The organism is Amaricoccus macauensis (assembly GCF_049800915.1).
GTDB lineage: Bacteria > Pseudomonadota > Alphaproteobacteria > Rhodobacterales > Rhodobacteraceae > Amaricoccus > Amaricoccus macauensis_A.
In genome coordinates, this window is record NZ_JBNAFY010000008.1 from 51,519 (window position 1) to 63,355 (window position 11,837).

Below are 11,837 nucleotides of genomic sequence, written 5' to 3' on the forward strand. Positions count from 1 at the left end.
AACCGAACATGGACATGGAGAGAAACAGAATGGACAGACGCCGATTCCTCCGCAACAGCGCGATGGCGGGTGCCGCCCTCGGGGCACCGATCATAAACCCCGACTTCTTCTTCAGTTCGGCCCGAGCGCAGGAGTCGCGGCCGCTGGTTTTCCTTTCCGCCGAGAACATCACCGGGAACTGGGACCCGACCGCACACACCACGCTCTCTCAGACGAACATCGAGGGTTTCGTGATGGGCTTCCTTACCCGCGCCCCGATGCGACCCGAAAACCCCGACGAGGTGGTTTACGAGCTTGCCACCGAGATCAACGAACTCGACGCGCACCGGCTCGAGATCAAGCTCCGCGAAGGCGTGACCTTCCACGACGGCAAGCCCTTCACCGCCGAAGATGTGAAAGCGACTTTTGAATACGGCGCCCAACTCGACCGACCGAAGCAAGTCTATCCTGGGCCCACTGATACGTTCGAGGTTACCACGCCTGATGACTACACGGTCATTGTTGATACCTCGAAGGGCGGCTACGGCGCCTCACTCTTCATCTTCCTCGCCTCCTACCTGCCGATGCTCTCGGCGACGGATATCGCCGACGGCCCCAACGGCGTGCTCTCCCAGCGGCTCAACGGCACCGGGCCGTTCCGCTTCGTCGAGCAGCGTGGCAATGACACGGTTATGGAAGCCTTCGATGGCTATTTCCGCGGTGCGCCCACCGTTTCGGGCGTGACCTTCTCCTTTGTCGGCGATGCGACAACCCGCATGCTTTCGCTCATGAACGGCCAAGCCGACGTGATTGAACGTCTCGAGCCCGAACAGGTCGAGACCCTGGAGCAGGAAGACGACATCAAGATTTCCCGGCTCGTCTCCGTGGAGAACAAGTATCTCTGGTTCCGTTGCTCGAAGCCGCCCTTCGATGACTGGCGCGTGCGCAAGGCGGCTTGCCATGCCATCGACCGCGAGCTGATCATGGAAATCCTGGGTTCAGCCGGGGAGGCTTCATCCAACTACATCTCGCCGATCAAGTTCGGCTACATCGATCTGGAGAATTATCCGGAATACGATCCCGAGGAATGCCAGCGGCTTCTGGCCGAAGCGGGCTATCCCGGCGGCGAGGGGCTACCCGAGCTCGAATACATCACCTCGACCGGCTTCTACCCCAAGACCAAGGAATACGGCGAGGTCATCACCGCGCTCATGCAGGAGCAGGGCTTCCCGGTCACCCTCAATGTTATGGAAGTCGCGGCCTGGAACGAGCGTCTCTATGACCGTCCGGGTGGTGGCCCCGGCCACATGGTCGATTGCGGATGGTCTACCGGCTCACCGGAGCCCGATCTGGTCCTGCGCACCCATTTCCACTCCACGTCGAAGCGGATCTGCGGCATCGAGGACCCGGAAATCGATGCAGCTCTTGATGCGGAGCGCGATGCCCCCTCGCTCGATGCCCGCCGCGAAAGCCTCCAGACCAACCTGATGCCGCTGCTGGCGGACAAGACCCCGGCGCTCAGCCTCTTCACCTCGGTGCTGATCCACGGGATGCGCGCGGATGTGGAAGGGCTTTTCATCTACCCCGATGGCATGTCCGACGCCTCCGAGACGACGGTGAGCTGACCCCCCCGTAGAAGTCGCCGTCGAAGCCCCCAGCACCCCTCCTCAGTGCCGGGGGCTTCACATCCAATCGCAACACCACGATCCCGGAGCTGCGCTGATGTTTATTCTGAGGTTTCTCGCGCGAAGGCTGCTGCAGGGGGCCCTTATTGTCTTTCTGGTCTCGGCCCTGATCTTCACGCTTCTGCGTGTTGTCCCCGGTGATCCCGTCCGGCTCATGGCAGGCGGTATGGCGCCCGAGGCGCTGATCGAACAGATCGCCACCGACATGGGCCTGCGTGACCCGATCTATGTCCAGTTTGCCCGCTACATGGCAGGCGTTGTTCAGGGCGATCTCGGGCAGTCCTTCGTGCGGCCCGCCAATGGTGCGGCAGTGGGGGGCGCGAGCTTCGACGACACGACCCGCGGCGAACGCGCCGAGGTGCTCGATCTGATTGCAGACACCGCGCCGATGACGCTTCAGCTTGCCCTGTTGGCCATGGTTTTCGCGCTGATGATTGCGGTGCCGATCGGAGTCTGGGGGGGCTTGAGGCCGGGGCAATGGCCCGACCGGATGGCGCTCTATCTTTCGTCGCTCTTCGTGAGCCTGCCGAACTTCTGGCTCGGTATCGTGCTGGCCCTGTTCCTTTCGGTGAAGCTCCAGCTTCTGCCTGCCATCGGCTACAACGGGTTCGCCTACACAATCCTGCCCGCGCTGGTCCTGGCGGTGGAGATCGCACCCTTCATCATCCGCACGCTCACGGTTTCCGTCGCGGGCGTCATGAGCCAGAACTTCATCGATATCGCACGCCTGCGGGGCCTGTCGCGCAACCAGATCATCTTCCGCCACGCGCTCAAGAATTCCTCCGTGCCGCTTCTCAATCTCCTCGGCGTGCAATTCTCCATGCTGCTGGGTGGTGTCTTGGTGATCGAGTTCATCTTCGACTACCCGGGCCTTGGCCTGCTCACCATCAACGCCGTGATGCAGCGTGACTTCCCGCTGATCCAGGGGATTGCCATCGTCACCGCGGCCGTCTTCGTCCTCATCAACATCCTCGTGGATCTCGCAGCCACGGCGATCGACCCGAGATTGGAGTACTGATGAGCAGCATCGACATGGCTCCCGTCGCCCCGGATCAGCCGCGCGAACGCAGCGTCTCGTCCCGGATCTGGCAAGCCGCCTTCGCCTCCATCGAGTTCAGGATCGGCCTCGTCGTCTTCTCCCTGCTCGTGCTTGCCGCTCTGCTTTACCCCGAACTGAGCGGCATCGACCCGACGAAGATGAACATTCGCGCCAAGCTCACCCCACCGCTCTTCATGGGTGAGGACTGGAGCTGGGCGCATCCTCTGGGCACCGATCAGCTGGGCCGCGACATGCTCGCGCGCTCTCTGGTGGGGCTGCGCTATTCCCTGCTGATCGGCATCTCCACGACAGTGCTGATGCTGCTTGTGGGCGCGATGGTGGGCCTCTTTTCGGGCTACTTCGGCGGCCGGACGGATACCGTGCTCATGCGCCTGACCGATGCGCAGCTCTCGATCCCGATGATCATCCTCGCAATCACCATCCTTGGCGTCTCACGCCCAACCATTCCCTCGATCATCATCGTGCTCGGTCTCGCGGGCTGGCCGGTCTATGCCCGAGTCATGCGCTCCACGGTGATGTCCGAGCGGAAGAAGGAATACGTGCGCGGCGCGACCGTGCTGGGCGCGACTGATTTCCGGATCATGTTCACACTTTTGCTGCCGCTCGTCCTGCCACCGATCGCCTTCGTTGCCGTGCTCGACATCGCGCGGATGATGATCTTCGAGAGCGTGCTGGGTTTTCTGGGCCTTGGCGTCCAGCCGCCGACGCCCACATTCGGCAACGTCATCGCGGATGGCCGGAAATACCTGATGAACGCCTGGTGGATCGCCACGATGCCCGGTGTGTTCCTCGTCCTCACGCTTACCTCCATCAACCTCATGGGCGCCTCGCTCGAGCGAGCCCGCAATGCGATCTACGGAGGTGCATGACATGGCTTTCGATACCTCAACACAAGCCACAGCCGACGGCACGACCGACGCGCCGCTTCTGAGCGTCCGCAACCTCTCGGTGAGCGTGGAAAGCGACGGGGCAAGCCGCAAGATCCTCAACGGCATCTCCTTCGATCTCGCGCCGCGCTCGATCCTTTCGGTGATCGGCGAAAGCGGCTCGGGCAAGACGGTTCTGGCGCGGGCGCTTGCAAGCTGGCTCTCCCCACCGCTTGGCATCACCGGCGGCGAGATCCTCTTCCGCGGCCGCGATCTCGTGACCGACACTGCCTATGCGCAGGCGCTTGCCGGTCGCGACATCGCCTATGTGGGCGGCAACCCTGCCGGCGCGCTCGATCCGACAATGACGGTAGGCGCGCAACTGGTCGAGAAACTGCGTGCCGTGCGGCCCGGCATCTCGGTGGCGGATGCACGTGCCAAGGCGATCCGCCTGCTGGAAGCGGTTCGCATACCCTCGGCCGACCGGCGCTTCCATGAATATCCTTTCCAGTATTCGGGGGGCATGATGCAGCGCGCGATGATCGTCGATGCGCTGATTTCGGACCCAGCCCTTCTGATCGCCGACAACATCACCCAACCCCTCGACGTGACGGTGGCGGCCCAGATCCTGAAGCTGATGCGTGAGCTCAATGCCGAGTTCTCCACCGCGATCCTGTTCATCTGCTCCTCGCTCCCCGTGGCCTGTGATGCCTCCGACGAGGTGATGGTGCTGCATGACGGACAGGTGGTAGAGCGCCAGACACCGCAGGCGCTGGTGCGGAATCCGGAGCATGCCTACACGCGCGGACTTATCTCCGAGCTGCCGACACTTTGGCAGGACGGGGGCAGGGGCCAGATGGCTGCGCAGCCGCTGGCGGTGCGTCCCATCATGTCGGTGCGCGGAATTGCCAAGGCCTATGAGGTCCGCAACCGCGGCAGCGCCGGAAAATCTCTGGTGCAGGCTGTGCGCAACGTCGAGTTCGATGTCTTCCCGGGCGACAATTTCGGCGTCGTCGGGGAATCGGGCTGCGGAAAATCCTCGCTCATGCGGCTCCTGACGGGGCTCGAACGCCCTGACAGCGGCACGATCCTGTTCGAAGGCGAGAATATCGGCAATGCGCGCCCCGGACGCCTGCGCGAACTGCGTCGCAAATTCCAGCTCGTGCTGCAGGACCCTTACGGCTGCCTCCCGCCGCAATCCTCGATCGGTGCCATTCTCGAGGAGCCGCTCAAGATCCACCGGATCGGCAATGCCGCCGAGCGCAGGGATCGCGCCCGTGCCGTGATGTCGGAAGTGGGGCTCCCCGACAGCCTCTACCTGTCGCTCACCACCGGGCTTTCCGCTGGTCAGCGCCAGCGGTTGAATGTCGCCCGTGCAATGATCCTCGAGCCGCGCCTCCTCATCATGGACGAGACGCTCTCCGCGCTCGACCAGACCGAACAGGGCAAGCTTCTCGACCTCTTCGAGCGGCTCCAGGCCCAGCACGGCTTCACCTACATCTTCATTTCCCATGACCTTACCATGGTCCGTCAGGTCTGCTCGCGCATCGCGGTGATGTATCTGGGAGAGACCGTCGAGGTGGCCCCGAACGAGCGGCTGTTCTTCGATCCCGGCCACCCCTACAGCCGAGCGTTGCTCTCGGCCGCGCCGACGCTTGAAGAGCGCCGCTACAGCCCCGAGGACTGTCTGATGGAGGGCGAACCGCCGAGCCCCATCGACCTGCCCACGGGCTGCGCCTTTGCCAGCCGCTGTCCCCATGCCTTCGACCGCTGCCGGGTCGAGAACCCGACACTCACCGCCCGCGGCAACCATGCGCTCGCCGCCTGCTTTCTCAATTCCGAACCACGTTCGCCATTGGGTGCCGCACCCACGGAGCCTGACCATGTCTGAAACCCTGAGCCTCACCCGCATCGACGCCGATCTTCTCAACAGCCTGATGGAGACGGTCTCCACATTCGGTGCCACCGGCGATGGTGGCGTGGACAGGCCGGCCCTGACCGATGCCCACCAGGCGGCTCGCGACTGGTTCCGTTCGGTGCTCGAGGCACTCGGCTACACGGTGCTGGTGGACGAAATCGGCAATCTCTTTGGCCGGATCGATCTCGCTGGCCCGGATGCGCCGCTCGTGATGATCGGCTCCCACCTCGACAGCCAGCCGAAAGGCGGCCGGTTCGACGGCGCCTATGGCGTCATTGCCGCCCTCGCGGCCATCGAGACCTGGCGCCGCGAGGCTGCCGAGACTGGCATTCCACCCAGCTGCAACTACGTGATCGCCGACTGGATGAACGAGGAAGGCGCGCGGTTCCAGCCGAGCCTTCTGGGCTCCTCGGTCTTCGCAGGGCAGGTCGATCTCGACTGGGCGCTGGCGCGTTGCGACCGCGACGGGTTGAGCGTCGAGGAGGAACTCATACGCACCGGCTACAAGGGAACCGATCCGGCACCCCGGCCAGATGTCTACCTCGAGATCCATATCGAGGGCGACGACAAGATGGAGACGGCGGGCGCCCGGATCGCGCCATTCTGTCGCCATTGGGGCGCGCTCAAGGTTCGTATCGAGGTGACGGGCGAGCAGAACCACACCGGCCCCACCCCGATGGAAGACCGGAAGGATGCCGTATTGGGGGCTGCCTACATCATCGCGGAGGTGAAGCGCCTGGCGGATATTGCGGAGGACACGATCTTCACCTCTGTCGCGCGCGTCGATATCTCACCCAACTCTCCGAACATTGTCCCCGGCAAGGCGGTCCTCTTCTGCGAATTGCGCGCGCCCGAACCCGCCATGCTCGAATGGTCGGAGGAAAGCCTGCGCGCAGCACTTCCGGACCTTGCAGCCCAGGCCAGCGTAGAGGCGGAAATCGTCTCGGTGGATCGTCGTCCGGCCGGCAAGTTCGATGCGCGCCTCGTGCGCCTCACCGAGCGCATTGCCGATGATTTTCAGCTTCCCCGCATGCAGCTCGACACGATCGGTGGCCACGACGCTGTCGCGGTCAACGCCATCCTTCCCGCGATCGTCGTGGCCGTGCCTTCTGTCGGCGGCGTGATCCACCGCAATGACGAATACACAAGCCCCGAGGATCTTGCCGCGGGCGGCGACGTGCTTGTCGACATGATCCGCCGCATCGATGCCGCGAAGGGCGATCTCGACCGCGCGGCCGGAGCCAACTCATGAGCGCGGCTCTCGTCACCGAAGCGCAGTTCGGCGAAGCCATCGTGGCCGCAGGATTGCCCGCCAATGCCCCCGCAAGCCCCGGCCCGGCGCCCTTGGCGTCACCGAGCTACAAGGCCCTCGAAAGCCACGCACGGTTCGTTGCAGGCCCCGAGGCGCGCGTCTTTCTCAAGGTCATGCACCCCGAAATGCGCCCGGGCTTCGACCTCAAGGCAGCCATGCAACTGGCAACCCGAGCAGGAGACGCCGGTATCGGCCCGAAGGTCTTCTGGTCGGATGCGGCTGCGGGCGCCATCGCCATGGAGGCGTTCGAGGCGGATGCGGGCTGGTGCACCGCCAATCAATACACGCTACAGGACCCGGATTTCCTCGCAGCGGCCATGGGCACGATCCGCGCGCTACATGATACAGGTCCTCTTGCGTCCCGCTTCGATCCCTTCGCGCAGATTGATGCGCTCATCGCGGAGCTGCGGCAGTTCGGTGCGGGTCTTCCAGACGATATCGCGTGGCTTCGCCGCCTGATCGCCGAGGCTGAACCCCTGCTCGAGACTGCGGATCTCGCGCCCTGCCGCAACGATGGTTCGGCCTCGAACCTTCTGAAAGGTCCCGCAGGGGAGGTGCGCCTGATCGACTATGACCGGGCCGGGATGAACGACCCGCTTTATGACGTGGGCGCGCTTCTGGCCGAAACCACGGATTTCGAGCGGGACATGCGCGCCGGCTACACCGCCTATGCAGGCAGTTTCGATGAGCAGGGCTTCGCGCGCGCTCGCATCTGGTCCTTCGTCGATGACATGCTCCACGCTCTCTGGTCGCGCCACAACGCCCAGACCTCCGTGCGTGGTGCGGTCGAATGGATCAAATATGGCGAATGGCGCCTCATGCGGCTGAGGATGGCGCTGAACGATCGGGGCTTCGAGGAACGGATCCGACTGGCGAGGGGCACGGCATGATGATGAAACCGCTTGGATCGGCCACTCATGTCATGGAAGAGACCATCGAGCAGGTGATCCGCGACGCCCCGCTCTTCAAGGGAGGGGAGGGCATGGAATATGGGCCCGTCTCGGGCGGGATCAGCAACGAGAACTGGCGCGTGCGCGAAATCTCCGGCCCCGGCGACTGGTTCGTGAAGGTCCCCGGCAACGGCACGGAGATGTTCGTCGATCGCGCCGCAGCGTTCGAGGCTTCCCAAAAGGCCGCGGCCGCGGGGCTTGGCCCAAGGGTTCATGACGATCTTGCCGCGCGCGGGGTAGAGATCAACGACTTCATTCCCGACAGGCGCGCCTCGACCCACTCCGATTTCGCCGACCCGGTGAAGTGCGGCGCTGCCATTGCCGCCTACCGCAAGATGCACGCCCTCCCGGCCCTGCGGCTCACCAAGACCGTCTTCGACATGATCGACGAGCACGCCCGGCAGGCCGCGGACCTCGATGCGCCCCGCTTCCGCGACGAGGCCTGGATCATGCTCAACGAGAAGATGGCACGTGAGGCATTGCTCGCCTCCGGGCTCGATCTCGTGCCCTGTTTCAACGATCCGATGCCGGGGAACTTCATGGTGGGTGAGGACGGCTCGATCATGCTGATCGACTATGAATACGCCTCGATGAACGATCGCTGCTACGACCTCGGGATCTGGTTCGGGGAGATGTTCTTCACGCCCGAGCAGGAACTCGCCCTCATCGAGGAATATTTCGGAGAAGCCCGGCCAGAGATCGTCTCGCGCGTCATCGTGCACAAGGCACTGGCGGATGTGAAATGGGCGCTCTGGTCCATGGTGCAGCTTCGCGTCTCGCGGCTGGACTTCGACTTCTACAAGTATGGCATGTGGAAGCTAATGCGTTTTCGCCAGATCAGCGGGCACCCGGATTGGCCCCTGCATCTGCGCAGGCTCTGACGCCGGGGGCCGCAGACCTGCGGCTGTTCGCCGTTCCCTTACACTCCGGATCTACGCGGCCAGCTTCTCCTTCGGCCGAGCCGCTGGCGTGATCCGGTGGCTGGCTTCCGCATCCGCGCGGCTTTCGCCTTCGCGCCAAGCGGCCTTCTGGCTGATGGGATTTCGGATGCGGTCACGGAGCCTTTTGTAGCTCGCGGCGACCTCCGACAGGCTCGGCAGGTAGGGCGTATCCGCCTGGAAAACCGGGTCGATCTCCCGCATCAGGGTGTCGGGATCAGATGCTTCGGTCTCAAGTCCGCGCCTGCCGATCTCGGCGGTGAGTGCCTTATGGCGCGCTGCGAGCCAGGCGGCCTTGTCGTAGAAGAACCGGATATGCCCGGTTTCGAGGGTGTAGGCTTCGGGGAGGGGCGGCTCGCTTTCGGTGCCATGGGTGCGCAAACGCGCCTGCCAGCAGACGATGAGCCGAAAAACCGCAGGAATGTCAGCATGTTCGTCCAGAAGGTGCGCATCGGTAAGCTCACCCGGATCGACCAGATTTATACGTGTCATAGGCAGACTGCTCGCAGCGAAAATTTTTATTGGAGGTAGGCCCCGCGGGCATGAGGTCTATCAAATGAAGTATTAATTTTTTGCAAATGGGCCTGTTGCCCGGCACCGTGAAGGGGCGGTGGACAGGGGTTTCGCAGCGAAACCTGCCGGACCCCGGAAGGGGCGCGGAGCATGGCAAAACCCGCGCGAGAATCGGGTCATTTGCCTGCCTGGATGGGCTGAAAGAGGCCGTAATCGGCGTATGGAAGGGGTATGGAACCCGTATGGAAAGCGTATGGCTGATTTGTATGGCTCATCGCGCAGATCCGCTCGATGGTTGCCTGTTTCCCGCTTTGAGCGTTCGCAGGCCCGCGTCTGCGGAAAGGCGGGTAGGAGGCTCTGGCCGCCCCTGCGACAGGCGTTGAAAACGCGCGACGCGTGAACCATCGCGCGCTTCTGCTTTGCCGACCTTTCCGCCCTACGTCTCAGGTGCGGACCCCAGATTCCTACTTGTAGGTCTTTGCATACATTGCCTGGAGATGGCCTTCGACTGTCACCGCCGGGTATTTTGGCGCCTCGTTTTCGGCAAGCACGGTCGGGATGCAGCGCACTTCGAAATCGGGGTTGCCGGCATAGAAGAACGGAACCGAATACCGCTCGCGCCCGGAGGTGTTGATTACACGGTGCAGGGTCGACTGGTAGGTGTCATTCGTCCAGCGTGCGATCATGTCGCCAAGGTTGACGATGAAGGCGCCGGGCACCGGCTGGGCGTGGATCCACTCGCCGCTCTCCGCATTGCGGACCTGCAATCCGCCAACTTCGTCCTGCAGCAGGATCGTCAGACCGCCGAAATCGGTATGTGCCCCGGCGCCGCGGGCGTCCTTCGGATCATCGGGTTGCTGCGGCGGGTAGTGCAGCAGGCGAAGGGTGGCCAGCGGGTCGCGGCCGTAAGCGGCGAAGAAATCCTCCGAAAGGTCGAGCGACAATGCGATGCCCTGCATGAGACGGGCGCCAAGCGTGGTCAGCGCGGCGAAGTAGGCATTCATCGTCGGCTGGAAGCTCGGCAGGTCCTGCGGCCAGACATTCGGCCCGCGGTTGAACCTGCCCGCCTGCACGCGGGGGTCGTCTTCGGGCAATTCCACGCCGATGTAATAGCCTTCCTTCCGGTCGGCTGGTGCGCCGGCTTCCAGGGTCTGGCCGCCCAGAACCTCGTAGCCGCGGTTGGCCTTCGACCTGGATTTTTCCAGCGCCATCTTCGCCTCATCGGGCAGGTCGAAGAGGGTGCGGGTCTCTTCAAAGACCGCATCGACAAGACCCTGGGGCACACCGTGGCCGACGCAGTAGAAAAAGCCCTTGTCCAGACAGGCCGCACGCAGCGCCGCTCCGACGGCCTGGCGACGTGCCGGGTCAGAGGCGGAGAGATCGGCAACATCAATGATCGGCAGAGCCGTTTTCTCGATATGGGATGCGGTCAGTGTCTTTGTCATGGTGAACCTTCCTGGTTTCAATGTGCTGACCCATTGCTATTTCAAGACACATCGATGCCAAAAGAAGAGAAATCCGCCTACAGCGATGCCAGAATTCGCTCGCTTACCTCGCGAAGTGCGTGGCGCCGAGATGCTGCGTCAGGACTTGAAGAAACACGTCGACGGCCGCGGGCAGCGACCGTCCCGCACGCATGAAGATGCCGAGTTCGCTGAACAGGCCCCCCCGGGACCTCAGCGGCACGAAGGCGAGACTGTCCGCAGCGCCCGTGTCGTTCAGGCCGATCCGGGTCTGAAACGATATATGTGGCGGTTCTGACACCAGCCGCTGCATCAGCGCCACGGAATCGGTGGTCACTGAAGCGGGAACCGCGAGATCGATCTCTGCCATCGCCTGCTCGATGCGCCGGGCCATGGACAGGTTCGATTGTGCCCGGACCAGTGGAAATTCCGCGCAATTCACGATGCTTACGCTGTCGTGCACGGCCAGCGGATGCGACCGCGACATGACGGCCCCAAGCGCGAAGCGGGCAGAATAGATCCGCCTGAGATCCGGAGCAGGCGCAAGATCAAAGGCGATCCCGATATCTGCGCCCCCCGCGCTCAGCACATGGGGAATCTCCTGCGATCCCATCGCCTGAACCTCGATCTCGATGCGCGGCGCACGGCCGAACACCTCGCGGATCACCTCCGGCAGAGGGGACAGGCAGATGCTCTCCACCGCGGCCAGGCTTACCCGCCCCCGCTGCCCGCCCTGCAGCGCCTCGATTTCGGCTGTAGTCCGATCGAGATCCTGCAGAACGGTGATCGCATGTCGGGCCAGCGCCTCCCCCGCCGCTGTCAGAACGACCCCGCCGGCATGGCGCTCGAACAGCGGGGTGCCGATTTCTTCCTCGATCTGGAGGATCTTCCGGTTCACGGCCGACGAGGCGACATTCAGCTTTCGCGCCGCCTCCCGTATCGACCCGGCACGACGCACCGCGTCAAAATAGAGAAGTTCCCGCGAATGGATGCGCATCTACCGGCCCTGCTCACGTGTTCCAGCCGAAAGAAGACAACGCTACAGATCAAGGGGGTCCGAGGGAAGGGGCCCCTTGGACCGCGTTGAAATCGTATCAGCCCGCAAAGGTCATGTCGCGGAGCGAACCGCAGCGACCAGTCCAACCTGTTTCCC

Annotated in this window: 10 protein-coding genes; 7 read left to right on the forward strand and 3 right to left on the reverse strand. The window is 63.5% G+C overall.

Annotation, left to right across the window (positions count from 1 at the left end; genetic code table 11):
• Positions 1-29 precede the first annotated feature (29 nt).
• From ACP15W_RS18050 to ACP15W_RS18080, 7 genes are all read left to right on the forward strand, one after another.
• Complete coding sequence (locus ACP15W_RS18050) at positions 30-1,604, forward strand: ABC transporter substrate-binding protein (protein ID WP_424934332.1); 1,575 nt, start codon at positions 30-32, stop codon at positions 1,602-1,604.
• A 97-nt stretch (positions 1,605-1,701) separates the two neighbouring features.
• On the forward strand, positions 1,702-2,682 hold the full coding sequence (locus ACP15W_RS18055; RefSeq protein WP_424934333.1) for an ABC transporter permease: 981 nt from the start codon (positions 1,702-1,704) through the stop codon (positions 2,680-2,682).
• Complete coding sequence (locus ACP15W_RS18060; protein WP_424934334.1) at positions 2,682-3,593, forward strand: ABC transporter permease; 912 nt, start codon at positions 2,682-2,684, stop codon at positions 3,591-3,593. The genes ACP15W_RS18055 and ACP15W_RS18060 overlap by 1 nt, the downstream gene beginning before the upstream one ends.
• A 1-nt stretch (position 3,594) precedes the next feature.
• On the forward strand, positions 3,595-5,481 hold the full coding sequence (locus ACP15W_RS18065) for an ABC transporter ATP-binding protein (protein WP_424934335.1): 1,887 nt from the start codon (positions 3,595-3,597) through the stop codon (positions 5,479-5,481).
• On the forward strand, positions 5,474-6,760 hold the full coding sequence (locus ACP15W_RS18070; protein ID WP_424934336.1) for a Zn-dependent hydrolase: 1,287 nt from the start codon (positions 5,474-5,476) through the stop codon (positions 6,758-6,760). The genes ACP15W_RS18065 and ACP15W_RS18070 overlap by 8 nt, the downstream gene beginning before the upstream one ends.
• Complete coding sequence (locus ACP15W_RS18075; protein ID WP_424934337.1) at positions 6,757-7,710, forward strand: phosphotransferase; 954 nt, start codon at positions 6,757-6,759, stop codon at positions 7,708-7,710. The genes ACP15W_RS18070 and ACP15W_RS18075 overlap by 4 nt, the downstream gene beginning before the upstream one ends.
• Entirely contained in the window at positions 7,707-8,651 is a 945-nt protein-coding gene (locus ACP15W_RS18080) for a phosphotransferase (RefSeq protein ID WP_424934338.1), read from the forward strand. Before ACP15W_RS18075 ends, ACP15W_RS18080 begins: the two co-directional genes overlap by 4 nt.
• Positions 8,652-8,702: 51 nt before the next feature.
• Here the strand turns inward: ACP15W_RS18080 and ACP15W_RS18085 are convergent, their stop codons facing one another.
• The 3 genes from ACP15W_RS18085 to ACP15W_RS18095 all read right to left on the reverse strand — a co-directional run bounded on the left by ACP15W_RS18085 (position 8,703) and on the right by ACP15W_RS18095 (position 11,681).
• A complete protein-coding gene (locus tag ACP15W_RS18085) occupies positions 8,703-9,200 on the reverse strand; it encodes a pyrimidine dimer DNA glycosylase/endonuclease V (protein ID WP_424934339.1) in 498 nt (165 codons plus the stop codon).
• Positions 9,201-9,685: 485 nt separating this feature from the next.
• On the reverse strand, positions 9,686-10,666 hold the full coding sequence (locus ACP15W_RS18090) for an isopenicillin N synthase family dioxygenase (RefSeq protein WP_424934340.1): 981 nt from the start codon (positions 10,664-10,666) through the stop codon (positions 9,686-9,688).
• A 103-nt stretch (positions 10,667-10,769) separates the two neighbouring features.
• The gene (locus ACP15W_RS18095; RefSeq protein WP_424934341.1) at positions 10,770-11,681 is read right to left on the reverse strand and encodes a LysR family transcriptional regulator; all 912 of its coding nucleotides are present in this window, start codon (positions 11,679-11,681) and stop codon (positions 10,770-10,772) included.
• Positions 11,682-11,837: the final 156 nt, after the last annotated feature.

Bases quoted from the DNA above. Each gene is read 5' to 3' on its own strand.
- ACP15W_RS18050 (WP_424934332.1), top strand. From the start codon at position 30: ATGGACAGACGCCGATTCCTCCGCAACAGCGCGATGGCGGGTGCCGCC.
- ACP15W_RS18055 (WP_424934333.1), top strand. From the start codon at position 1,702: ATGTTTATTCTGAGGTTTCTCGCGCGAAGGCTGCTGCAGGGGGCCCTT.
- ACP15W_RS18060 (WP_424934334.1), top strand. From the start codon at position 2,682: ATGAGCAGCATCGACATGGCTCCCGTCGCCCCGGATCAGCCGCGCGAA.
- ACP15W_RS18065 (WP_424934335.1), top strand. From the start codon at position 3,595: ATGGCTTTCGATACCTCAACACAAGCCACAGCCGACGGCACGACCGAC.
- ACP15W_RS18070 (WP_424934336.1), top strand. From the start codon at position 5,474: ATGTCTGAAACCCTGAGCCTCACCCGCATCGACGCCGATCTTCTCAAC.
- ACP15W_RS18075 (WP_424934337.1), top strand. From the start codon at position 6,757: ATGAGCGCGGCTCTCGTCACCGAAGCGCAGTTCGGCGAAGCCATCGTG.
- ACP15W_RS18080 (WP_424934338.1), top strand. From the start codon at position 7,707: ATGATGATGAAACCGCTTGGATCGGCCACTCATGTCATGGAAGAGACC.
- ACP15W_RS18085 (WP_424934339.1), bottom strand. From the start codon at position 9,200: ATGACACGTATAAATCTGGTCGATCCGGGTGAGCTTACCGATGCGCAC.
- ACP15W_RS18090 (WP_424934340.1), bottom strand. From the start codon at position 10,666: ATGACAAAGACACTGACCGCATCCCATATCGAGAAAACGGCTCTGCCG.
- ACP15W_RS18095 (WP_424934341.1), bottom strand. From the start codon at position 11,681: ATGCGCATCCATTCGCGGGAACTTCTCTATTTTGACGCGGTGCGTCGT.